General features: G+C 37.6%; 28 protein-coding genes and 1 pseudogene. 19 read left to right on the forward strand and 10 right to left on the reverse strand.

Annotation, left to right across the window (positions count from 1 at the left end; all coding sequences use genetic code 11):
- Positions 1-94: 94 nt before the first annotated feature.
- Positions 95-457 carry a four helix bundle protein gene (locus tag ESV24_RS06045; RefSeq protein WP_111814425.1) on the reverse strand — a complete coding sequence of 121 codons (363 nt, stop codon included), beginning with the start codon at positions 455-457 and terminating at the stop codon, positions 95-97.
- An 89-nt stretch (positions 458-546) separates the two neighbouring features.
- Positions 547-1524: a pyruvate dehydrogenase complex E1 component subunit beta gene (locus ESV24_RS06050; protein ID WP_111814423.1), complete on the reverse strand. Its 978-nt coding sequence runs from the start codon at positions 1522-1524 to the stop codon at positions 547-549.
- Positions 1525-1921: 397 nt separating this feature from the next.
- Here ESV24_RS06050 and ESV24_RS06055 point away from each other — a divergent pair, with 397 nt between their 5' ends.
- The 4 genes from ESV24_RS06055 (at position 1922) to ESV24_RS06070 (ending at position 6525) form a co-directional block, all read left to right on the forward strand.
- Positions 1922-2662: an electron transfer flavoprotein subunit beta/FixA family protein gene (locus tag ESV24_RS06055; protein WP_111814421.1), complete on the forward strand. Its 741-nt coding sequence runs from the start codon at positions 1922-1924 to the stop codon at positions 2660-2662.
- A gap of 228 nt (positions 2663-2890) precedes the next feature.
- On the forward strand, positions 2891-3856 hold the full coding sequence (locus tag ESV24_RS06060; RefSeq protein WP_111814419.1) for an electron transfer flavoprotein subunit alpha/FixB family protein: 966 nt from the start codon (positions 2891-2893) through the stop codon (positions 3854-3856).
- Between the two features lie 234 nt (positions 3857-4090).
- Positions 4091-4714, forward strand: coding sequence for a bifunctional nuclease family protein (locus ESV24_RS06065; protein WP_111814415.1), 624 nt, complete (start codon positions 4091-4093; stop codon positions 4712-4714).
- Positions 4715-4815: 101 nt separating this feature from the next.
- Positions 4816-6525 carry a NupC/NupG family nucleoside CNT transporter gene (locus tag ESV24_RS06070; protein ID WP_111814413.1) on the forward strand — a complete coding sequence of 570 codons (1710 nt, stop codon included), beginning with the start codon at positions 4816-4818 and terminating at the stop codon, positions 6523-6525.
- Here ESV24_RS06070 and ESV24_RS06075 read toward each other — a convergent pair.
- Positions 6522-6887 carry a hypothetical protein gene (locus ESV24_RS06075; RefSeq protein ID WP_111814411.1) on the reverse strand — a complete coding sequence of 122 codons (366 nt, stop codon included), beginning with the start codon at positions 6885-6887 and terminating at the stop codon, positions 6522-6524. The two genes, ESV24_RS06070 and ESV24_RS06075, sit on opposite strands and share 4 nt — an antisense overlap.
- Before the next feature lie 132 nt (positions 6888-7019).
- Between ESV24_RS06075 and ESV24_RS06080 the strand changes: the two genes are divergently transcribed.
- From ESV24_RS06080 to ESV24_RS06100, 5 genes are all read left to right on the forward strand, one after another.
- Entirely contained in the window at positions 7020-7871 is an 852-nt protein-coding gene (locus tag ESV24_RS06080; protein ID WP_111814409.1) for a thymidylate synthase, read from the forward strand.
- A 20-nt stretch (positions 7872-7891) separates the two neighbouring features.
- Positions 7892-8326, forward strand: coding sequence for a TonB family protein (locus ESV24_RS06085; protein ID WP_111814407.1), 435 nt, complete (start codon positions 7892-7894; stop codon positions 8324-8326).
- Between the two features lie 254 nt (positions 8327-8580).
- The gene (gene egtB, locus ESV24_RS06090; RefSeq protein WP_111814400.1) at positions 8581-9744 is read left to right on the forward strand and encodes an ergothioneine biosynthesis protein EgtB; all 1164 of its coding nucleotides are present in this window, start codon (positions 8581-8583) and stop codon (positions 9742-9744) included.
- Positions 9745-9760: 16 nt separating this feature from the next.
- A complete protein-coding gene (locus tag ESV24_RS06095; RefSeq protein WP_111814398.1) occupies positions 9761-10729 on the forward strand; it encodes an L-histidine N(alpha)-methyltransferase in 969 nt (322 codons plus the stop codon).
- A 68-nt stretch (positions 10730-10797) separates the two neighbouring features.
- On the forward strand, positions 10798-11079 hold the full coding sequence (locus ESV24_RS06100) for a DUF427 domain-containing protein (protein WP_200829508.1): 282 nt from the start codon (positions 10798-10800) through the stop codon (positions 11077-11079).
- Between the two features lie 10 nt (positions 11080-11089).
- On the opposite strand, the gene ESV24_RS06105 is transcribed toward ESV24_RS06100, so the two are convergent.
- A complete protein-coding gene (locus ESV24_RS06105; protein WP_111814394.1) occupies positions 11090-12166 on the reverse strand; it encodes an aminotransferase class V-fold PLP-dependent enzyme in 1077 nt (358 codons plus the stop codon).
- Between the two features lie 99 nt (positions 12167-12265).
- Here ESV24_RS06105 and ESV24_RS06110 point away from each other — a divergent pair, with 99 nt between their 5' ends.
- The 4 genes from ESV24_RS06110 to fabD are packed head-to-tail and all read left to right on the forward strand — an operon-like array spanning position 12266 to position 15004.
- Entirely contained in the window at positions 12266-12703 is a 438-nt protein-coding gene (locus ESV24_RS06110) for a 2TM domain-containing protein (RefSeq protein WP_111814392.1), read from the forward strand.
- The gene (locus ESV24_RS06115) at positions 12700-13185 is read left to right on the forward strand and encodes a dihydrofolate reductase (protein WP_111814390.1); all 486 of its coding nucleotides are present in this window, start codon (positions 12700-12702) and stop codon (positions 13183-13185) included. Before ESV24_RS06110 ends, ESV24_RS06115 begins: the two co-directional genes overlap by 4 nt.
- Positions 13186-13224: 39 nt before the next feature.
- The gene (locus tag ESV24_RS06120; RefSeq protein ID WP_111814388.1) at positions 13225-14079 is read left to right on the forward strand and encodes a fructosamine kinase family protein; all 855 of its coding nucleotides are present in this window, start codon (positions 13225-13227) and stop codon (positions 14077-14079) included.
- A gap of 43 nt (positions 14080-14122) precedes the next feature.
- Entirely contained in the window at positions 14123-15004 is an 882-nt protein-coding gene (fabD, locus tag ESV24_RS06125; RefSeq protein ID WP_111814386.1) for an ACP S-malonyltransferase, read from the forward strand.
- Between the two features lie 110 nt (positions 15005-15114).
- Here the strand turns inward: fabD and ESV24_RS06130 are convergent, their stop codons facing one another.
- The 5 genes from ESV24_RS06130 to ESV24_RS06150 form a co-directional block, all read right to left on the reverse strand.
- Positions 15115-15459 carry a cupin domain-containing protein gene (locus tag ESV24_RS06130; protein WP_111814384.1) on the reverse strand — a complete coding sequence of 115 codons (345 nt, stop codon included), beginning with the start codon at positions 15457-15459 and terminating at the stop codon, positions 15115-15117.
- A gap of 221 nt (positions 15460-15680) precedes the next feature.
- A complete protein-coding gene (locus ESV24_RS06135) occupies positions 15681-15872 on the reverse strand; it encodes a hypothetical protein (protein ID WP_111814382.1) in 192 nt (63 codons plus the stop codon).
- A gap of 87 nt (positions 15873-15959) precedes the next feature.
- Entirely contained in the window at positions 15960-17237 is a 1278-nt protein-coding gene (locus ESV24_RS06140) for a metal-dependent hydrolase family protein (RefSeq protein WP_111814380.1), read from the reverse strand.
- A 44-nt stretch (positions 17238-17281) separates the two neighbouring features.
- The gene (gene galE / locus ESV24_RS06145; RefSeq protein ID WP_111814378.1) at positions 17282-18304 is read right to left on the reverse strand and encodes a UDP-glucose 4-epimerase GalE; all 1023 of its coding nucleotides are present in this window, start codon (positions 18302-18304) and stop codon (positions 17282-17284) included.
- Positions 18304-19461 carry a DegT/DnrJ/EryC1/StrS family aminotransferase gene (locus ESV24_RS06150; RefSeq protein WP_111814376.1) on the reverse strand — a complete coding sequence of 386 codons (1158 nt, stop codon included), beginning with the start codon at positions 19459-19461 and terminating at the stop codon, positions 18304-18306. The genes galE and ESV24_RS06150 overlap by 1 nt, the downstream gene beginning before the upstream one ends.
- Before the next feature lie 155 nt (positions 19462-19616).
- On the opposite strand from ESV24_RS06150, the gene ESV24_RS06155 reads away from it, so the two are divergent.
- The 3 genes from ESV24_RS06155 to ESV24_RS06165 all read left to right on the forward strand — a co-directional run bounded on the left by ESV24_RS06155 (position 19617) and on the right by ESV24_RS06165 (position 21490).
- Complete coding sequence (locus tag ESV24_RS06155; protein ID WP_111814374.1) at positions 19617-20858, forward strand: 3-deoxy-D-manno-octulosonic acid transferase; 1242 nt, start codon at positions 19617-19619, stop codon at positions 20856-20858.
- Between the two features lie 141 nt (positions 20859-20999).
- The gene (locus ESV24_RS06160; RefSeq protein WP_111814372.1) at positions 21000-21221 is read left to right on the forward strand and encodes a hypothetical protein; all 222 of its coding nucleotides are present in this window, start codon (positions 21000-21002) and stop codon (positions 21219-21221) included.
- Positions 21222-21253: 32 nt separating this feature from the next.
- A complete protein-coding gene (locus ESV24_RS06165) occupies positions 21254-21490 on the forward strand; it encodes a hypothetical protein (RefSeq protein WP_111814370.1) in 237 nt (78 codons plus the stop codon).
- Between the two features lie 50 nt (positions 21491-21540).
- On the opposite strand, the gene ESV24_RS06170 is transcribed toward ESV24_RS06165, so the two are convergent.
- Entirely contained in the window at positions 21541-22308 is a 768-nt protein-coding gene (locus tag ESV24_RS06170; RefSeq protein ID WP_111814368.1) for a LexA family transcriptional regulator, read from the reverse strand.
- A 105-nt stretch (positions 22309-22413) separates the two neighbouring features.
- Between ESV24_RS06170 and ESV24_RS06175 the strand changes: the two are divergent.
- The 3 genes and pseudogenes from ESV24_RS06175 to ESV24_RS06185 form a co-directional block, all read left to right on the forward strand.
- Positions 22414-22766: pseudogene (locus tag ESV24_RS06175) on the forward strand (TIGR03915 family putative DNA repair protein); the annotation flags it as partial.
- 52 nt (positions 22767-22818) lie between these two features.
- Positions 22819-23058: a hypothetical protein gene (locus ESV24_RS06180; RefSeq protein WP_111814366.1), complete on the forward strand. Its 240-nt coding sequence runs from the start codon at positions 22819-22821 to the stop codon at positions 23056-23058.
- A gap of 93 nt (positions 23059-23151) precedes the next feature.
- Positions 23152-23583 (forward strand): hypothetical protein, encoded by a 432-nt coding sequence (locus ESV24_RS06185; RefSeq protein WP_111814364.1) that lies wholly within the window; start codon positions 23152-23154, stop codon positions 23581-23583.
- Positions 23584-23768 lie beyond the last annotated feature (185 nt).

The raw sequence follows: 23768 nt of genomic DNA on the forward strand, positions 1-23768 counted from the left end.
TAACAAATCTCAAAAAAACAAATTTCAAATAAAGAGACAAAAATTAAAAAACAAAACCCAAATAAATTAGAAACTTCAAAAAACGAAAAAATTTTTATGCTTTTTCTATAATTGCTGAAAGAATTTTTTTGAGTTCTGTTGCTTCCTGAATCAAATTTTTTGCTTCCTTTTCATTTGGCAAATCATTAGTTTCTGTAATTAATCTAAGCCAATAAATGCTTTCTTTTGCTTCCTTTCTACTAATCTTAATACGAAACGCAAAATCTTTTTTACTCAATGCCTCATTTGCTTCAATATAATTTGCGCCAATAGAGCCGGAAGATCTTACCAATTGTTTGGTGTCCTCAACATTAGCAATTGACATTTTTAAAGTCTTAATGAAAATGCGGACATCTTTTGCAAATAAAAATGTGCGCTCTTCTAAATCATATGGTTTATTCTTCGAAGAGTGAGACATTATTATTTTTTAAAATTTGGATAATTGTCTTTTGAGTTTTATTTGGAAGTTGGAAGTTGTAAATTGGGATTTATTTGATATTTGGAATTCTATTTATAAAGCACCTTCCTAACCGCTTTAACAACATCTTCACTATTTGGCAACCACTCTTTAAATAGTTCAGGCGAATAAGGCGCAGGAGTATCGGCAGTATTTATTTTTACGATTGGCGCATCCAAGTAATCAAAAACTTCATTTTGTACTTGATAGGTTATTTCGGTAGCAACATTTCCAAAAGGCCAAGCTTCTTCAAGAATAACCAAACGATTTGTTTTCTTTACAGATTCATAAATCATCTCATAATCCATTGGGCGTACGGTTCTCAAATCGATAATTTCACATTCAATGCCTTCCTCAGCAAGAGTTTCAGCAGCTTTATAGGCTTCCTTTATAATTTTTCCGAAGGAAACGATTGTTACGTCCTTCCCTTTTCTTTTAATATCAGCAACCCCAATTGGGATTAAATATTCGCCTTCCGGCACTTCGCCTTTATCGCCATACATCTGCTCACTTTCCATAAAAATTACAGGATCGTTATCGCGAATAGCGCTTTTCAAAAGACCTTTTGCATCGGCAGGATTGCTAGGCACTACTACTTTTAACCCCGGACAGTTGGCAAACCAGCTTTCAAAAGCCTGACTGTGGGTTGCAGCAAGTTGTCCTGCTGAAGCCGTTGGCCCACGAAAAACAATAGGAATGTTAAATTGCCCACCGCTCATCTGGCGCATTTTGGCAGCGTTGTTAATAATCTGATCTATCGCAACTAGCGAAAAATTAAAAGTCATAAACTCAATAATAGGTCGGTTGCCGTTCATTGCAGAACCCACACCTATACCCGAAAAACCCATTTCCGAAATTGGGGTATCAATAATTCGTTTTGCCCCAAACTCGTCGAGCATTCCCTTACTGGCTTTGTAAGCACCGTTGTATTCGGCCACTTCCTCGCCCATTAAATATATAGTATCGTCGCGACGCATTTCTTCGCTCATCGCTTCCTGTATGGCTTCTCTGAATTGTAATGTTTTCATATTTCTTATGTAGTTTATCCTGAGCCTTACAAAGGACTCGATAACCAAAGCGGTATATTTTAATTAAACCTTTTATTTTTTATAAAGTGTTCTTATTCTGAAACCTCTTTTTCTAATTCCTAATCCCCATTCGCTAATCTCTGTTTTCAAGGACAGCAAAAATACTATAAATCCTATCTGTTTAGTTATTATTTCCACACTTTTAACCAAATTTTATTATGCGTGCATAACAAAAAAAGGAAATATATTCTTAACTTCGCACCTACGTAGTCCGAAGCCTATGGCGAAGGATCACCAAGGTTGTCTGAAGCTCGCAGAGCAAAAGATTATCTTAATAATCCGAAGCCATTAGCGAAGGGTTACAGTACAAATTTAGAATCCAAAAACACTTTTAAAGATGAAAATATTAGTCTGTATAAGTCACGTACCGGACACAACTTCAAAAATCAATTTCACCGACGGTGATACCAAATTTGACACCAACGGAGTTCAATTTGTAATCAATCCAAACGACGAATTTGGCCTTACCCGCGCTATGTGGTTTAAGGAAAAACAAGGCGCAACCGTACACGTTGTGAACGTTGGCGGGCCCGAAACAGAGCCTACATTGCGTAAAGCTTTAGCCATTGGCGCCGATGAGGCAATCCGCGTAAACACTCCAGCAACAGATGGCTTTTCAGTTGCAAAACAGCTTGCAAATATTGTAAAAGAAGGCGGTTATGATCTGATAATCGGCGGAAGGGAATCCATCGATTATAATGGCGGAATGGTTCCCGGAATGCTTGCTAAGCTTACAGGGGCAAATTTCGTAAACACTTGCATAGGTCTTGAAATAGAAGGCGATAAAGCCACTGCAATCCGTGAAATAGACGGGGGAAAAGAAACGCTTAAAACTTCACTTCCGTTAGTAATTGGCGGACAAAAAGGTCTAGTTGAAGAAAGTGATCTTCGCATCCCTAACATGCGCGGCATTATGCAAGCACGCTCAAAACCTTTAAATGTAAAAGAACCTATTGACGTAAATTCAGAAACTAATACGCTGGCTTTTGAAAAACCAGATCCAAAAGGGGCTGTTAAATTGGTTGACAGCGTAGACGAATTGATCAATTTGCTTCACAATGAAGCGAAGGTTATTTAAGAAGATAAGCCCCAAATAACAAATACCAAATTCCAAATAAAAAACAAATAACAAAAAGACAAATCACAAATAAATCTCAAAAATCAAAACACAATATTGAACTACCCATTTTAGTTTTTGAAATTTAAAAGTTTGGAATTTATTTGGAATCTGGTGCTTGAGTTTTGGAATTTTAATAATCTAATTGAAAATCCAAATCTTGATAATTAATTAAAAAACATTCTTAAAATGATATTAGTATATACAGAATCAGAAGAAGGAAAAATTAAGAAGATAGCTTTGGAAGCAGTTGCTTACGCAAAAGGAATTGCCGACCAAATGGGAACTTCCGTTACTGCAGTTAGCATTAACGCCAATGACACTTCAGAATTAGGAAAATACGGCGCTTCAAAAGTCTTACAGGTTTCCAATGACAAATTGAACAAATTCAACGGTGAAGCATATGCAGACGTAATTGGCCAAGCCGCAAAAAATGAAGATGCAAAAGTTATCGTGCTAACATCGAGTGCAAACAGCAAGTTTTTGGCGCCAACCTTGGCAGTTAATCTTGAGGCTGGCTTTGTGCCAAACGTTGTTGCGCTACCTGAAAGCACTTCTCCATTTAAATTGAAGCACAGCGTTTTTACAAACAAGGCGTTCGCTACCACAGAAATCAAAACAGATATTAAAATAATTGGTTTGGGTAAAAATTCTTACGGATTAAAGGAGAACGAAACTTCAGCCACAAACGAAGATTTCTCACCAAACCTAGATACCCATGATTTTGATATGGAAATTGTTTCCGTAGATAAAGCAACCGATAAAGTAACAATCGCCGATGCTGAAATAGTTGTTTCCGCTGGTCGTGGAATGAAAGGGCCTGAAAACTGGGGGATGATTGAAGATCTTGCAAAAGTTTTGGGCGCAGCCACCGCTTGCTCAAAACCTGTGAGCGATATGGGATGGAGGCCGCACGGTGAGCACGTAGGGCAAACTGGAAAACCAGTAGCCTCAAACCTTTACATTGCAATCGGTATTTCTGGTGCTATCCAGCATTTGGCGGGTATCAATGCTTCCAAAGTGAAAGTGGTTATAAACAATGATCCCGAAGCACCTTTTTTCAAAGCTGCAGACTACGGTATCGTTGGTGATGCTTTTGAAATTGTACCAAAACTTACAGAAAAATTAAAAGAATTTAAAGCACAGAATAATTAATCAATAACGCCCAAGTGTGGCTGAGTGATTTGTTTTTTGAAAAAAAACAAAACGTACCGAAGCCAAGGCATAATTTTTTATTAATTTGCGCCTCGAAAAAGGCTGTTTAGATAAGGAAACATCCAAATTTAAACAGCCTTTTTTTATTGTTTTTTTATTCGTTATTTTTATAATCCATTGTTGAACTGAACACTGAGAACCGAATACTGACCACTGACCACTGACCACTGAAGAATGAGTTTAGTAAAACTTACCATAAAAGGAATATCATACAGCCAAACACAAAATGGCGCCTATGCCCTTATATTAAATGAAGTTGACGGCGAACGAAAACTTCCAATAGTTATCGGCGCTTTTGAGGCTCAATCCATCGCAATTGCTTTGGAAAAAGACATCACCCCGCCGCGACCTCTTACCCACGACCTTTTCAAAAACTTCGCAGATCGTTTTGGGATTGTGGTAAAACAAGTTATTATCCACAAATTGGTAGATGGTGTATTTTACTCAAGCATTATTTGCGAAAGAGATAAGATTGAGGAAATAATTGATGCCAGAACCAGCGATGCCATCGCATTGGCACTTCGCTTTAAAGCACCTATTTTTACCTATAAAAATATTTTGGATAAAGCCGGCATCTTCCTTAAAACATCTACTTCCAAAAAATCACTTTCAAAAAAGGAGGACGCTGTAATAGAAAATTTAATTCTTGGGGAAGACAAAGAATCTGTTAAACCATCAAGTGAAGATTACACCAAGATTAGCCTAAGCGAGTTGAACAAAATGCTCGAAGAGGCTGTTAATAAAGAAAATTACGAAAAAGCTGCAAGTATTCGCGATGAGATTTCCAAAAGGGAATAGTCTCGTTTATCGGTTTGTAAAAAAATAAAAAGTATTGTCTCCCTTAGCTAGCCTGCTCTGAGCGCAGTCGAAGTGTCGAAGGGTTAGAGTTTATAAAGAATATGCAAAAATTCACACTCGTAGCCTTCGCACTGTTTTTCTTCGGAAACACTTTTGCGCAAAGCATAGAAAAAACCTGGCAATTTTCAGAAGTAAAAGATGAAAACGGTCTTTCCATCATAAATATAAATCCAGAAAAGGATTACCTTAAATTAGAAGACGGCGCGTTTGAATACCAAGTTGCAAACGACAGCGTAATGTCCAGCGGCGACTATATATTTCAGAATAATTTGTTGGTGCTTTTTTTCAACCAACCTGCGGACAGTATTAGAAGATTTCGCGTTGAACAAGTAACCGACAGCACCCTTTCCCTTTCTGAAAACAACTACAAATATCGATTAAAAACGCCAAGCGTATTAAATGCCTCGGCTCTTGAAACCACTGTAAAAACTGCAGAAATAATACCGAGTCAAGGTTTTTCTATGCAAAGCCTTTGGCGCGGCGTCTTAGGAATGGTTTCGCTTTTGGTGATCGCTTTTCTTTTCAGTTCGAACAGAAGAGCTATCAGTTGGAAAACCGTGGGCATCGGGCTGGCTTTCCAACTTATAATTGCCATTGGTGTATTAAAAGTGAATTTCATAAAAAACGCTTTTGAAGGCGTGGGACAACTGTTCGTAAACGTTTTAGATTATACCAAAGCGGGAAGCGAATTCCTTTTTGGCGGAATGCTCGATATAAATTCATATGGGTTTATTTTTGCATTTCAGGTATTGCCTACAATCATATTCTTCTCCGCACTCACCTCAGTTCTTTTTTACTTAGGCATAATTCAAGTAATAGTAAAAGGAATGGGCTGGCTGCTTACGAAGCTTTTAAATATTTCGGGTGCAGAAAGCTTGAGCGTTGCCGGAAATATCTTTTTGGGCCAAACTGAAGCACCACTTCTTATAAAAGCTTATTTAGAAAAAATGAACAAATCTGAAATGCTACTCGTCATGATAGGCGGGATGGCTACCGTTGCCGGCGCTGTGCTAGCAGCTTACATCGGGTTTTTAGGAGGTGACGATCCGGAACTGCGCTTAACCTTTGCGAAACACCTTTTGGCAGCCTCAGTAATGGCCGCACCTGGCGCAATCGTAATTTCAAAAATACTATATCCACAAACGGAACCTATAAATACAGATGTAACCGTTTCCTCAGAAAAGATTGGTTCCAACTTTTTGGATGCCATAGCAAATGGAACTACAGAAGGCCTAAAACTTGCTGTAAATGTAGGCGCAATGCTTCTGGTCTTTGTAGCCTTCATCGCAATGCTCAACGGAATTTTGGGATGGCTTGGCGAAGCAACCTCCATAAACGGTTGGGTAGCGGCAAACTCAGTCTATGACAGTCTTTCTTTGGAAGCAATTCTAGGAACCGTTTTCGCTCCGCTAATGTGGCTCATAGGAATCGCGAAGGAAGATATGACAATGATGGGCCAGCTATTGGGTATAAAACTCGCTGCAAGCGAATTTGTGGGATACATCCAGTTGGCAGAACTTAAAAATGTATCTAATGAGCTTCACCTTAATTACGAAAAGAGCATCATTATGGCAACTTACATGCTTTGCGGGTTTGCGAATTTTGCCTCTATAGGTATTCAAATTGGCGGAATTGGCTCTTTGGCACCGGGGCAACGTAAAACCCTTTCAAAATTTGGAATGAAGGCTTTGATTGGTGGTACAATTGCTTCGCTTATTTCAGCAACAATCGCGGGAATGATTATTGGCTAATAGTCGCTAATCACCGTTTTTGCCCAATCTTCTGCTTCTTCAATGGTTCCGAAATAACTAAAGGCCCCTTCAAATAAACCTTGCTCATTGTATGCCTCTTTTTTTACTATTTCGCTGTTTGAAACTATCGCTATTCCAATTACGCACTTGGATTTTACGCTATTGTAAACTTCTGGGTTTACATTTTTTGCCATTTCTCTATTTGAGATCACCACACACTTTCTATTTTTATAATGTGTATCGATCGTTTGAACAAACTCTTTTGCTTCGTCACGATCATAAAACGGAGCATTAAAATGAAAGATGGCGTATAGTGGATAACATTCCAATATTCCTGTTGAGAGCTCGTATTTTCTTTCCATTGTTCAAAAATTTCGTCCGAAAGTTAAGCAAAATTTTATATCGTTAATAACTTATGCAAAAGCAAACTTAAAATAATTTGAGCATCAACTGCGCTATTAGTATTTTAGACCAATAATTAATTTGCTTCCACAATGAAACAATACCACGACCTTTTAAAACACGTAATTGAAAATGGCTCCGTAAAGCAAGACCGCACGGGCACTGGTACTAAAAGCGTTTTTGGCTATCAGATGCGTTTTGATCTAAGCGAAGGTTTCCCAATGATCACTACCAAAAAACTTCATCTCAAATCGATTATCTATGAACTTTTATGGTTTTTGAACGGCGACACAAACATTAAATACCTTCAGGAAAATGGCGTGCGCATTTGGAACGAATGGGCAGATGAAAATGGCGACCTAGGTCCAGTTTACGGACACCAATGGCGAAACTGGAATAGCGAGGAAATTGATCAGATTTCAGAAATAATAAAAACACTTAAAACAAACCCAGACAGCCGCCGCATGCTGGTAAGCGCTTGGAATCCAAGTGTATTGCCAGACACTTCCAAACCTTTTGCGGAAAACGTGGCAAACGGCAAGGCTGCACTCCCGCCCTGCCATGCGTTTTTTCAGTTTTATGTAAGTCCCCCAACGCCCGGAGGGGGAGACAATACCAGAAAATTGTCGTGTCAGCTCTACCAACGCAGTGCAGATATTTTCTTGGGGGTTCCTTTTAATATTGCGTCCTATGCATTATTAACAATGATGATGGCACAAGTATGTGGTTACCAACCTGGAGATTTTATCCACACCTTTGGCGATGCCCATATTTATAGCAACCATTACGATCAAGTTGAACTACAGTTATCACGTGAGACGCGACCTTTACCAAAAATGTTGCTAAATCCAGATGTAAAGGATATATTTGGCTTCACTTTTGATGACTTTACATTGGCAGATTATAATCCACATCCACACATTAAAGGTGCCGTTGCCATTTAACCCAAACTTAAATCCCCAAAATGAAGAATTTACTTATCGCGGTTTGCTTACTATTCTCAACAACCATTTTTGCACAACAAGAATGGGGAGACGTTCAAAAAAATATTGTAACCCTAAAAGAAATAGGTCCTATTTGGCCGGGCTGTGAAAATGGAAATGCTTCCGATCGCGACAATTGCTTCAATAATAAACTGGCTACACACATTGCGAAAAATTTCAAATATCCAGCAGAGTCTTACAAAAAAAACGATCAAGGAAAAGTTATTGTAGTTTTTATAATAAATGAAAAAGGTTTAGTTGAAGTAAAAAGTGTTTCTGGAGGCACTAAAGAATTACAGGAAGAAGCCAGACGAAATATAATGGCCATCCCTAAAATGGCTAAACCCGGAATGATGGGCGGCAAACCACGTATCATTAATTTCACTGTACCTTTCACCTTTAAAACAGGAAAATAAAAAAGCTTAAAAAAACATTCTTACTTTTAGTCTCAACTATAGCTTTCACGTCATTCGCCCAAGTAAAAACGATCGCAGAAGTTTCAGTATATCCAATCAAAAGGCCATGAACCTTGCATTATCACTGCAAATGTTGTCGTTACAAAAAATTAGTCAAAACTAGTTTAACAACTGTTTAACGTAAGTGAAATAGCGTTAAACAATTTTAATAATTATATTTAAAGTGTCGTTAAAAAAATAGCGGCACTTTTTTTATGATAATTATAGATACACCGGTTTCCCTCTTTTTAGAAACCCGCCAACATACCGAAACTATTTGCAAACCGCTGGAGATTGAAGATTACGTTGTCCAGCCAATTATAGATGTTTCTCCACCAAAATGGCACCTCGGCCACACAACTTGGTTTTTTGAGGAATTTATTTTGAAACCACACAAACCAAATTACCAGCTTTTTCACGAAGACTTCGCCTTTGTATTCAATAGTTATTATGAAAATGTTGGGAAGCGGGTAGTTCGAAATGATCGCGGAAACTTGTCGAGACCGGGAGTGGCAAAAGTCTATGATTATCGCCATTATGTTACCAATGAATTGAAAGATTTTCTTTCGGATGAAATTTCAGAAGAAATTGAAGAAATTCTCTTAATAGGTATCCATCACGAAAAACAGCACCAAGAACTTCTTACAACAGATATAAAATATATTCTCGGCAACAACCCATTATTGCCAAAATACAACGATTCCTTTTCAGAAAACCCAATCCAAAACCTTCAACAGCAGTGGATAGAAATGGAAGAGGGTATTTATGAAATAGGCCATAACAATGCTGAAGAATTTTGTTATGATAATGAACTGGGGCGACACAAAGTATATCTTCACGATTATAAAATTTCAAATAAACTTGTTACCAATTCAGAATATCTTGAATTTATAAATGCTGATGGATACAAAGATTTCAACCTATGGCACGCTGAAGGTTGGGATTGGGTAAACCAAAACCAGATTGCAGCGCCAATGTATTGGCATAATATTGACGGCCATTGGCATCAATATACTATGCAGGGTTTACAAAAATTGAACACCGAAGCATCCGTTTCGCACATCTCCTATTTTGAGGCCTTTGCATACGCCCAATGGAAAGAGTGCCGTCTTCCCACAGAATTTGAATGGGAAGCCGCCCAACAGAATTATAATTGGGGAAGCCGTTGGGAATGGACTGAAAGCGCTTACCTACCCTATCCCAGCTACACAAAGGCTCCCGGCGCAATTGGCGAGTACAATGGTAAATTTATGGTAAACCAAAAAGTGCTGCGGGGAGGTTCCGTTGCAACTTCAGAAAAGCATACACGACATACGTATCGCAACTTTTTTCAAACAGATCTGCGGTGGCAGTTTACAGGTTTAAGGTTGGCTAAATAATTACGACAATATACAAATGGATACAAAGATAAAACCCCAGCTAAATACCTTTAAGACCGAAATTTTTGAAGGGCTTTCCAGCTTTCCGAAGCATCTTTCCTCTAAATATTTTTACGACAAAAAAGGTGATCGTCTTTTTCAGGAAATCATGGCGATGCCAGATTATTATTTAACTGGCTGCGAGTTTGAAATTCTCTCTACCTACACTGAAACCATTGGCGAATATTTTCGCGATCGCGAAAATGGTTTGGACTTAATCGAGTTGGGCGCGGGCGATGGTAAAAAAACAAAAGTGCTTTTGAAATATATGGCTGAAAATAATTTCAATTTTGTTTATAAACCTATTGATATAAGTGAAAATGCAGTTGAATTGCTTTCAAATAATCTAGCACACGAAATGCCTACGCTAAATGTAGATGCCGAAGTGGGCGAGTATTTTGAGGTTTTGGAACGGTTAAAGGGCTTCAACAAACGCAAAAAAGTAATTATGGTTTTGGGAAGTAATATTGGCAATTTAAAACACCCAAGAGCCATTGAGTTTCTCTCAAAGCTGAAAGACACCATGCTTCCCGAGGACTTGCTATTTATGGGTTTCGACCAAAAGAAAAATCCGCTGACTGTTCTGAACGCTTATAATGATGAAGCTGGAATAACTGAAGCTTTCAATAAAAATGTTCTAGCCCGAATTAACAGAGAATTAGGCGGTGATTTTGACTTGGAAAAATTTAAACATTGGGAAGTTTACGATCCGGAAACTGGAACCGCCAAAAGCTTTTTGGTTGCTACGGAAGCTATGAAAATAACTATTGAAAAATTACGGCTAACAGTAAATTTTGAGCAATGGGAGACCATTCACACAGAAATTTCACAGAAATACGACGACAAAATAGTAAATTGGCTAGCGGAAGAATCCGGATTAATAATAGAGAAATCCTTTACCGACAGTCAAGAATATTATAAAAATTATCTTTTCAGAAAGGCTTGATGACCCAATAAACTTATAAACGAATAAACTTTTAAACATTTAAACTCATAAACTCATAAACTCAAATTATGAAAGCTATTTGGAACAACAAAATAATTGCAGAAACCGCAGAAACTTTGATTATTGAAAACAATCACTATTTTCCTGAAAATGCTATTAAAAAAGAATATTTTAAAAAAAGTACAACACATACGCAATGCCCTTGGAAAGGCGAAGCTTCTTATTACACTGTTGAAGTGGACGGTCTGCAAAACAAAGATGCGGCTTGGTATTATCCCGAGCCAAAAGATGCTGCAAAAGCCATAAAAAATCACGTGGCATTTTGGAAAGGCGTTGAAGTGAAAGAGTAACTATTTCAGACTATTTCAGAAAATGTAGAAGTTTATCTAATTCTTCTTCAGTGTTGTAATAATGAAAGCTTACACGAATTCCCCCGCCCCGCGGTGAGCAAATAATATTGTTTTTCTTTAGTTTTTGAAAGAGTTCTTTATCTCCTTTAAGGTTAAATATAGAAGAGTGTTTTTCACGAAGTAGAGAGTCATTTTTCAGCAAATTCATTTCGGTGAAATGTGCTTTTGCTTTTTCAGAAAGAGAAGAAATTTTACTGTATAAATTTTCCGTACCAAAACTTTTTTGAAACAAAATAGCCTGCTCCAAACTGCCGTAATTCAAAGTATCTTGATGCCCGGGCTCAAAATGTTTCATAAAGGCAGTTTCCGAGGCCAGACTTTCAAATCGTTCCGCAGAATTGAATCCTATTGTTTTCGGAAAAATACGTTCGCGGGCAGCTTCCTTCACCATTATAAATCCGTTTCCGTAACCCGCCGTTAACCATTTATAGGCGCTTGCTCCCACCACGTCTATTGCATTATCTGAAAAGCTAAAATTTTCTGTTCCCAAATATTGCGTACCATCTGCAATAAGCAGTAAATTGGGGTGATAGCTCTTCAGCTGTTTTAAAAAATCAAAATCTATTTTAATCCCACTAAGCCATTGCACCATGCTAAACATAAATATATCTGGCTTGTGCCTTGCAACGGCAGCTTCAATATTTTGTTCTAAATTTTCATCAATTTCAGCATAACAAACATCAAAATCGCGAGTTTCTACGGGCCAGTTTATAGAGGGATAATCATTTTTTAAAAGCAATATTTTCTGCCCTTTGGGAAGTCCTTCCAAAACGGTATTCATTCCAAAAGATAAATTTGGAATCAAAGCTGTTTCAGCTGAAGTAGTCTCAAAAAACCCAGACACAGTTTCTTTTATTTGTTCAATATGAAGTTTATGATTGTCGCGAAAAACACTTGCTTGGTTCATTAAACCTAGATCGTGTTGTCGCCGCCATTCAATAATAGGCTTCGGAATTCCACCATTTGAAGCGGTGTTTAGGTAAGTACAAGATTCTAAAGCCGGAAAGTGTTTTCTTAAATCTTCCATAGGTGATTGGCCAAAAATGGCGAATTTTAGGTATTTTTACAGCACTGGAATTATCAGTAATTATTGAATTTCCCTGAACTTCAACGAAAGTAACCAACTATGTTTTCAAAAACTAAAAAAACCGAAAGAATTGATTCCGAGCAGCGCGAGCAGTACGAGTATGCACGCCACCGCATCAAACAGAAAAAAAACTTGATGCGCCATTTTATTGTATTCTTGGTGGGTTCGGTATTATTGATAATCATTAATCCAGTGCTGGGTTATGGCAATGATTTACTATTTAACAATTGGTTCGTTTGGGCCATTTTAATTTGGACATTCATCTTTTTGATCCATCTTTTCAACGTATTTGTTATAAATAAATTTATGGGGAAAGAATGGGAAGACCGGCAGCTTGAAAAACTGAAAGCCCAACAGGCAGAACGTATGGGAGAACTTCAAACAAAAGTTGACACAGAGTTGCAATTGCCCACAGCACCACCAGAAACTTCAAATAAAAGCGAGTTGAACAACCCTTTACCGCCAGACGTACAATGATTACAATGATTGCCGCCGCAGGCGAAAATAACGAACTTGGGAAGGATAGCTATTTGCTTTGGCATTTGCCCGATGATTTTAAGCGTTTTAAACAATTAACCACGAGCCACCATATAATTATGGGGCGCAAAACTTTTGAAACTTTCCCAAAACCGCTTCCCAATAGAACTCACATTATTATTACCCGAAACAAAGATTACAATAAGAAAGGTGCCGTAGTAGTTCACAGCCTGGAAGAAGCGCTTCAAATTTCAAAAGATGATTTGCAGCCTTTTATAATTGGCGGAGGCGAAATTTACAAAATGGGACTTTCCGTTGCCGACAAAATAGAACTCACCCGTGTTCATGGAACATTCAATGATGCTGATACTTTTTTCCCAGAGTTTTCAAAAGAGGACTGGCAGGTTATTACTGAAGTTGAACACGAAAAAGATGAAAAACATAAATATGCTTTTACTTATGAAACTTGGGTACGCAAATAATACACAGACCTAACAAGTTTCAAAAGCCTGTTAGGTTTAATGCTGCCAGTGAAACAATTACTACAAAACATAGCGTTCCAAAACAACTTACAATTAATTGATGTAAAACCACTTTCGGGCGGCGACATCAACGAGGTTTTTCTGCTGAAATCTGCCGAAGGAGATTTCGTTCTCAAACTGAATGACGCTTCAAAATTTCCTGGAATGTTTGCGGCAGAGGCCAAGGGATTGCAATTGTTGAGAAATACAAAAAGTTTTAAGATTCCCAATGTAATTGCTGAAGGCGTATTTCAAAACGCTTCGTATTTAATTTTAGAATATATTATCCCAAGAAATAAATCGAATACCTTTTGGGAGACATTTGCAGAAAATTTGGCGACACTCCATAAAACTACCCAGAAAAACTTCGGGCTGGACCACGACAACTATATTGGAAGCCTTCCGCAAAAGAACAGTTATTGTGAAAAAAATTCAGAATTTTATATAACACGACGATTGGAGCCTCAATTTAAATTGGCTTTGGCAAATGGTTTTCACTTCAAAAATCTGGACAGATTTTACAGGAATATTTCTGAAGAAATCCCCACTGAAACACCTTCACTTATTCACGGCGATCTTTGGAACGGTAATTTTATGATTTCTGAAATGAACGAAGTTGTTTTGATAGATCCCGCTGTTTCATTTGCTCCCCGTGAAATGGACCTTGCAATGATGAAATTGTTTGGTGGCTTTTCAGAAGAAATTTTTACCACCTATAATTCCATTTTTCCGATGAAATCCGGTTGGGAAAACAGAACATCGCTTTGGCAGCTTTATTATCTCCTCGTACATCTCAACCTCTTTGGAAGCAGCTATTTGCCGCAAGTTAATTCTGCTTTAAAAAAGTATTCATAGAATTACCATACTTTTGTAGTTCAAATTATAAGAGACCAAATAGATGAAAGCATATATATTCCCTGGACAAGGAGCCCAATTCACAGGAATGGGCAAAGACCTTTACGAAAATTCCGCGAAAGCGAAAGAATTGTTTCATCAAGCTAATGAAATATTGGACTTTGACATTACAAAAATAATGTTTGAAGGCACTGCTGACGAATTAAAAGAAACCCGGGTCACCCAACCAGCAATTTTTCTGCATTCTACAATTTTGGCTGAAGTAATGGGAAGCAAGTTTCAGCCAGATATGGTTGCGGGACATTCCTTAGGCGAAATTTCTGCGCTGGTTGCAAATAGGACCCTCGCTTTTAGCGATGGATTAAAGTTAGTTTACAAACGTGCGCTAGCAATGCAGCATGCTTGCGAATTGACGCCATCAACAATGGCAGCAGTTTTAGGACTGGAAGACCATTTGGTTGAAGAAATCTGCGCAAACACCCCCGGAATTGTAGTTGCTGCAAATTATAATTGCCCGGGCCAATTGGTAATTTCGGGAGATGTGGAAGCCGTAGGTAGAGCTTGCGAAAGTTTAAAAGAAGCTGGTGCACGGAGAGCTTTAATATTACCCGTTGGCGGTGCATTTCACAGCCCATTGATGGAACCGGCCAGAGAAGAACTTGCAGCTGCCATTGATGCAACAACCTTTACCGCTCCCGCCTGCCCTATCTATCAAAACGTTTCAACTTTTGCGGTAACTGCTCCATCAGAAATTAAGGAAAACCTCATCTTCCAACTTACCGCACCAGTTAAATGGAGGCAGAGTGTTCAAAATATGATAAAAGACGGCGCCACTAAATTTATAGAGGTTGGGCCAGGCAATGTGTTGCAGGGCTTGGTTAAAAAAATTGATGCTTCTGCGGAAACTGAAAAGGCTGAATTGTGAAGTTGTTAATTCGTTAATTCGAAAAGTAAAAACGCCGGAGGATATCATATCCTTGGCGTTTTTATTTTTGATAATAGAACTCAAAATTCAGTCCATCTTTGCTTTTTGTATTATGAATTATTAGCAACGTCTTCCACCCTTTTCGCAGAATCCGCCTTATTAAGACTTAACCTTACCGTACTTGTTTCCAGTGCTTTTAGATCGTGAGGGATTCCGCCTTCAAGCGCAACCAAATCACCTTTTTTCAAATTGTGTATTTCTCCGTTTACCCCAAAATCAATGGCGCCTTCAAAAATTTCGACTACAATTGGAAATGGCGTTTTGTGTTCCTTCATAACCTGCCCTTCCTTAAATGTAATTCTGATTTCCTTTCCGGCTTCAGTATCGATTAAAACCTGAATGGTTGGCTTTGTTTCGTTGTATTGTAGATTTTTTACTAGTGATGCTGTTTTCATAACTGCTATTTTTAATTTCGTTTCTTAAGATTTATCAAAATTAATCATTGCCAAAGTTTTAAATTATGACCGAGCGCATACTTCAGCTAAAAGAATTTTATAATTTGCTTCCTTAAATATATTTCCCATGGGATAAAAAAACACCGAATGAAATTTTATCATTCGGTGTTTAATATATTTAAGGTTCTTTAATTTATATTCAACCCTGAGGTTTAAATCAATTAAGCGCCTATCTCGCAATCTGTGCAATCTTTCACTTTGCCATAATAGGTTTCGCGGTATTTGTGGATTGTTTTATAAGGCACTTTCAAAAAAGTTCTTTTGATGTAGATCACACTTGTCGTGAACATTCCCATCTTTTGTGTAAATCGTTTTTCTGTTTTTGTATGTCGTTTCACTGAAACTAACTTCATAACTTCTGTTTATGTATTGAGTTACAAAGAAACGAATGCTGGCCGCCAATTGCAAGAAATATCCGTTAAACCTAGGTTAAACCACTATCAATCCTTGTAAATCGTACCATTTTTCATTACAAAAACTACATTTTCCAACGTTTTCACATTATTGCTGGGATCCTCATTTACGGCAATTATATCTGCAAAGAAACCGGGAGCAAGCTGGCCAATTTCATTTTCAGCCTTTAAAATTTTTGCAGAGACCACGGTTGCAGATTGGATTGCTTCCATCGCTGGCATCCCCGCTTCCACCATATAACCAAACTCTTTCGCGTTTTGACCGTGAGGAAAAACGCCTGCATCTGTACCAAAAACAATAGGCACTCCCTTTTTATATGCACGGCCAAACATATCTTGGATTTTTGGACCTATTTCCAGTGCCTTAGGAACGATAATAGCCGGATAGTAATTTTCAATCTTGGCTTGATCGCTTACAAACTTGCCAGCAGTGATAGTGGGTACTAAATAAGCATTGTTATTTTTCATCAATTCCATAGTTTCATCGCTCATAAGCGTACCGTGTTCTATGGTTTTTACACCTGCTCTTATTGCTCGCTGCATACCCTCATCTCCGTGGGCGTGTGCTGCAACTTGCATATCGTAATCTTTTGCGGTTTCAACAATGGCTTTTATTTCTTCCTCGGTAAACTGTGGGTTTTTACTGCTTTTGGCAACACTCAATACACCTCCCGTTGCAGTAATCTTTATCCAATCGGCGCCGTTTTTGTAACGTTGGCGAACCGCCTTTGATGCATCTTCCACACCATTTACCACTCCTTCAGCAGGACCAGGGTCTCCCATTAAAATTTTCTTTCGGCCGTTGGTTGGATCTGCATGGCCGCCAGTTGTAGCCAAAGCTTTTTCAGCCGTGTAAATTCTTGGACCGTCTGTCTTTCCTGCATTAATTGCATTGCGCAATGCAACGTTTACGCCACTTCCGCCAAGATCGCGTACCGTTGTAAAACCAGCCATCAATGTTCGTTTTGCGATTTCAGCGGCATTAAAAGCCACATCGGCATCGTTTAAAATAAAAGGATTTAAGTAGCTGTCACGACTGCTTTCTCCTTCAATGTGAACGTGCATATCCGTCAAGCCCGGAAGCACGGTTTTATTTTTTAAATCAATTACTCGATCTTCGGAATTGTTTGAGTTTACATAACCATTTTCAATTCGCAATATTTTATTTCCTGAAACAACAATCGTTTTTTCGGAAAGAACCTTTCCATTTTTGGTGTCAATCAATTTTCCGCAGTGCAGAAAAGTGTCTTGGGCATTGCTCGCGAAGAAAACCAAAAGTAATATGAGCGTAAGTATTTTTTTCATAGTTATAAATTTTACTTATTTTAAAAATTAAAACTGAATACTGATCACTGAATACTGCGTACTTTTTTCTCCCATTTCCAAGCAGATGCCAAGGCTTCTTCCATTGTCTTTTCTGCTTTCCAGCCTAAAACCTCGTTCGCTTTTTTAGTATCTGCATAAACGGAAACTACATCGCCAGGGCGGCGAGCTACTATTTTATAGTTCAATTTTTCACCCGTTGTTTTTTCGAATGAATTCACCACTTCTAAAACCGAACTACCTCTACCCGTTCCCAAATTGAAAACCTCAAATTGTGTTTCATTATGTTTGGAAAGTAAACGCTGCAGGGCAATAAAGTGTGCCTTTGCCAAATCTACCACATGAATATAATCGCGGATACAACTGCCATCTTCCGTTGGATAATCATCGCCAAAAACAGATAATTCTTTTCTTAATCCGGCGGCAGTTTGGGTAATAAATGGAACCAAATTTTGTGGCACCCCGGCGGGAAGCTCTCCTATTTCAACTGTTTCATGAGCGCCGATTGGGTTGAAATAACGCAACGCAATTGCTTTTAATGGTGAAATTGAGCACGTATCTTTTAAAATTTCCTCACTTATCTGTTTTGTATTTCCGTAGGGTGAAGTTGCGGTTTTTACAGGTGCATCTTCAGTAATTGGCAACGAATCCGGCTCGCCGTAAACAGTGCAGGAGGAACTGAAAATAAAGTTTTCAATTCCGTAAGCGTTACACTCCTGAAGCAGAAAAATTAAGGTATTCAGATTGTTTTCATAATAAAGTAAAGGATTTACAACACTTTCGCCTACTGCTTTACTTGCTGCAAAATGAATGATTCCTTCGATGTCTTGATTTCTTTTAAAAAAATCTGCGACATCTGCTTTAAATCGAAGATCAAGCCTTTCAAAAGCTGGCGGAGTTTTCGAAATATTGGTTATTCCTTCCAATACATCCAAAGACGAATTTGAAAGATTATCAATAATGATAACTTGATAACCTGAGTTCTGAAGTTCAACAACAGTGTGGGAACCAATGTAGCCCAAACCGCCTGTGACGAGTATTTTTTTCATTATTTGGTAACGAAATTTATAACAGTTTTCGTAATAAAATCAATCTGCTCCTCATCCAACTCTGTATGCATTGGCAGTGAAATTACTTCTTTTATCAACTGATTTGTAACCACAAAATCTTCCTCTTTATAACGCGCATCTCTGTAAGCTTTTTGTAAGTGAAGCGGGATTGGGTAGTAAACGCCACATGGAATTCCTTTTTCATTTAAATGGTTAACTAATGCATCGCGATCTACATTTACAATTTTCAAAGTATATTGGTGAAAAACGTGGCAATCGCAAACATCACAAATAGTCTGAATGTTGTTACAAAAACCTGTTGGTGTAATTATATTTTCAATACCTGAAAAAGCCTCACTGTATTTTCGGGCAGCATTTCTACGAGCTGCATTATATTCATCTAAATGAGGAAGTTTCGCACGAAGCACCGCAGCCTGAATAGAATCCAGCCTACTGTTTACGCCCACTACATCGTGATGGTAGCGCACGTACATGCCGTGATTTACAATGCCGCGAATAATGTGTGCCAAATCATCATCATTTGTAAAAATGGCTCCACCGTCTCCGTAACATCCCAAATTTTTTGAAGGAAAGAATGACGTGGAAGCTACGTGACCGATAGTTCCAGCTTTTTTCTTTGAGCCATCTTTCGAAGTGTAATTAGCGCCAATACCTTGGGCATTGTCTTCAATTACATAAAGGTCGTGCTCCTTTGCAATTTCCATAATTTCATCCATATTCGCCACAAGACCAAAAAGATGAACTGGAACTATTGCCCTGGTTTTTGGAGTAATCGCTCTTTTTATGGCTTCAATATCTATGTTGAAATTGATTGGATCAACATCCACTAAAACCGGCGTTAATTGCAAAAGCGCGATAACTTCTACGGTTGCGGCAAAAGTGAAATCTGCTGTAATTACTTCATCTCCGGGCTTGAGGCCAAGCCCCATCATCGCAATCTGCAGCGCATCAGTCCCGTTGGCGCAGGGTATTACGTGTTTCACGTCCAAATAATCTTCAAGTTCCTTTTGAAATTGATGAACCTCGGGGCCGTTAATAAATGCCGTGGTTTCAATCACGTTCATTATGGAACTGTCCACGCGCTCTTTTATATTTTCATACTGACCTTTTAGGTCAACCATTTGTATTTTTCTCATCTTATGGAAATAATATTGAATTCGGTAAAATTACGAAAATGATATTTGATATGTCGGGATTAGGGATTCGTTAATTTGGTATTTGGACGCTTAGCTTTTTATTTGTGTATATAGGTTTGGAATTTGGTGCTTGGAATTTGGTACTTTTATAGCCGATGCACACAATCTATAATTTAGCAATTCATTTAGCTTCCTTTCATTTGAGGATTGTGGCGCTGTTCAGCAAAAAAATAAAACTTTTCGTCAACGGCAGAAAAGACGTTTTTGAAATACTGCAACAGAAAATTTCCACAACAGATCAAACCATTTGGTTTCACTGCGCTTCCTTGGGCGAGTTTGAACAAGGTGTTCCAATTATGGAAGCACTGAAAAAAGTAAAACCAGACCATAAAATAGTAATCAGCTTTTTCTCGCCTTCGGGATTTGAAATAAAGAAAAACACACCTTTGGCAGACGCGGTTGTTTATTTGCCGATGGATACCCCGGCGCACGCAAAAAAGTTTATCGAAGCTATTCACCCTTCGCTTGCCATTTTTGTGAAATATGAATTTTGGCCAAACTATTTATTTCAACTGAAAAATAAAAATATCGCAACCCTTTTGGTATCCGGTGTTTTCCGAGATAACCAAATATTTTTTAAAACTTACGGAGGTTTTATGCGAAAAGCCCTCGGCAGTTTTAATCACTTTTTTTTACAAGAGGATAATTCTGAAAAACTTTTAAAAAGCATCGGCTTTGAGAATACAACGGTTAGTGGCGATACGCGTTTTGATAGAGTCTCACACCAAATTGAGATAGACAACACTTTAAAATTTGCTGAAGATTTTAAAGGAAATTCACTTTGCATTGTCTGCGGAAGTACTTGGCCCGAAGATGAAGCTGTACTGCTGGATTACATTAATTCGGCACCGGAAAATGTAAAATTCATAATCGCCCCTCACAAAATTGAAACTGATAAAATAGCAGAGTTCACAAATAACATTGTGAAAAAAACAGTGCTTCACTCCCATAAAGACGATGTAAATATTTCCGAATACGAAGTTTTAATTATTGATTGTATCGGTTTATTAACCAAATTATACAACTATGCAGATATTGCTTATGTGGGTGGTGCAATGGGCAAAACAGGACTTCACAATATTCTGGAACCTGCTACATTTGGAGTGCCTATAATTATCGGAAAAAATTATGACGACTTTCCCGAAGCTATACGTTTGCGGGACTTAGCAGGGTTATTCTCAATAAAAAATGCTTCAGAATGTAGTACAATCTTTAAAAAATTAATTAACAACGAAGACTTTCGGAACAAGACGGGAATGATTTCTGGTCACTTCATAAACAAAAATACCGGCGCTACCATTGAAATAATGAATTGGATAAACGCTAAATTAAAATAGTTACCTTTTTTCCTAAAATATGAGATGATAATATTCAAAACAGATTCGCATAAATATTTTCTTGAAAATTTTTAGTATATAATTGTATTGTTAGCATTTTTAATAAGGTAGCTTTGTCCAAACAATTAAAACAATCTAATTATGAAAAAACTTTTTATAGCAATAGCGTTAGTTTCATTGGCGTTCGGATCTTGCCGCGACCAAAAGACCGAAACTAAAGAAGTAGAAGTAATCCGTGAAGTGAGGGTGGAAACGGAAGCTCCCGATGATAGAGAAGGAATTTTGGAAAGAACCGCCAAAGAAGTTGATAAAGAAGTAAATCAAGAAATCGATAAAAAGATCGAGGATATAGGAAATGATTAAATATTAAATAACCCTAACTTAAAATTAAAAACATGAAAAAATTAACAATGGTTGCTCTTTTTATTGGAGCATTGACAATCTCTCTTTCCTCCTGCAGAGATCAAAAAACGGAAAAAGAAGAACTTATTGAAGAAATGCAGGACAAAGGTGCCGATATTAAAATTAAAGATGACGGCGATAAAATAAAAATGGAAACGGAAGACGAAAAGATTAAAATAAAAACTGACGACGACGGAAATGTAAAAATAAAAGAGAAAGATAAGGATTAGTTCCAATCTCAAAATTTAAAAGGGAAGTTCTCAAAAGAACTTCCCTTTTTCTATTTCATACTTTGTATCTGTCCTTTCAATTCGTCCATTGATTGTTGTAACTGCCGCAGCAAACTACTTTCTGAAGGCTCATCTATGCCAAAAGTTAACTTGCTATTTACCATCCACAATTCTTGAATATCCTTCACTTTTACATCTATGGGCAAATATTCATCATTTAAGGAGATAAGCCGAAGGCTTTGTGGATTGTTCGGGATTTTCTGAAGTTTCTTCACTAAAACAGAATCTCTCAAAACTACAATATAAATTTTACTGTCCGTTGCCTCATTTATGCTCGGTACGGCACGACCCAACACCCACTCATTAGGTTTAATATTTGGCAACATACTGTCACCCTCAACCTGAAATCCACGATAGGAAGCATTTCTATATTCAGGTAATGGAATGTTAAAGGCAGGCAATGTCTGATACCAGCCAGTATCATGAATATTATTTGGATAACCCGCAGCTGCTTTCTGGTTTACGAGTAGTATGCTATCATTGCCCGTTGTATCTACGGTTAACACTTTAGGACTTACATCACCACGTGAAGTATCAATATGCTTCTCAAAACTTTTCCCATAAAGCCACAAAGGATTTATATTGAATTGGGACATCAGCTCCATTACAATTTTTCCGGTTATTTTGGTTTTACCCCTCTCAATATCAGCTGTAGTTGCCCCAATATCAAGCAGTTCAGCAAAAGATTGTTGGGTATGTCTTAGCTCTTCGCGAAGTTTTTTAAAACGCTGTGCTTCAATAGTTAGTTGTGTTTCCATACACAAATATAAAATATTTTGGAAAATATCCAAATTATTTTTGGATTATATCCAACTATTTTGGATTATTTCCTTAATTTTGGCAATACTCCAAACTCTCCTATGGAAGATGGCTTATATTTCGCCACAATAGAACCAGATTTCAATGTTCTGCCTTTAAATGCAGAACACTTCAAAAAAAGATATGCAGACCAAAAATGGATTATATACGCTATGAAAAGAAAATATGGCATTTATTATGATTTGGAAAATGTACAGACCATCCAATTAGAAATTGCGCCATCCGCTAATAAACAATCTGAAGCGCTCACGTATTTTACGGTAGAAGAGATTCAGTTTCAAAAACTCTGGGGCAATTACTTTAAGAACAGTAATATAGTCTCTAGAAAAAACATAAAATTGCACATAAAAATGTTCCAAAAAGGTATTGGAAATATTTAACCGAAAAAAACTTTTGAATTAGATTTTTAATTACTTTTGCGCACTATTAATCACTAATCTATTTCAACAATGAAAAAATTATTTTTATCACTTGCCGCTCTTGCATTAGTTGCTTCTATTTACTCTTGCAGAGAAACTACAGAAGTTAAAATTGACGACACTGCAGAAACTTCAACCAACGATATGGAAGAAGCTATGGACAACACAGGAGATGCTATCGAAGATGCTGCTGAGGATACTGGCGATGCTATTGAGAACGCTGCTGAAAACACTGAAGAAGCTGTAGAAGACGCTACTGACGGTCAATAAGCACTTTTTTTGCTAAAAAACAGAAAGCCTTTTCATTTTTGAAAGGGCTTTTTTTATTCCTTTTTTCTAAATTTGAACAGAAAGCTAGCATTTATGAAATTCTTAATAAATAGGTTTCAAGAAACGTCACTGAAAAAACTGTTGGTATATATATTAGTTTATGCCATTGCAGGAACTGTAATGAATGAGTTTGGAAAGTACGCTGAAATCGCTAGGTTCGAAAACTGGTGGCAAATAATAACGTGCTACGTGCTCTATATGGTTCCTATCTCCATTTTAATAAGCAAACATTCCTTCTTCAATCAATATTGTTATGGTCTTTTAGCGATGGGCTTGCTTGAATTCAGTGGTTATACCTTGCAAACATCCTACGTATATCCCGATAATATTATTTTACAATGGTTTGGCCCGTATAACTTAGCTCTGGGAATGACGTTGTTTTTCGCTCTTTATTTTCCTTTGGGAAATATTTTGGTAGATTATATATTTCAAAATATTTTTAAAGAAAAAAAGCTCCTTCAATAAAGAAGAAGCTTTTCGTACTGATGGCGGGTCCCGATAGCTATCGGGATGAACCCGCAGTGTATTTTTCTATAAGCCCAGCTGCCATTTCAGGATATTTTTTCAGATTCTCAATATACTTTCTGCTTTTCATCATTTTGATGTGAATTTCTATCTTTCTAGCTTGTTGATAGCCCAAGTTGGCAATA

It is taken from the genome of Aequorivita lipolytica, from assembly GCF_007997135.1.
GTDB classification, from domain to species: Bacteria; Bacteroidota; Bacteroidia; order Flavobacteriales; family Flavobacteriaceae; genus Aequorivita; species Aequorivita lipolytica.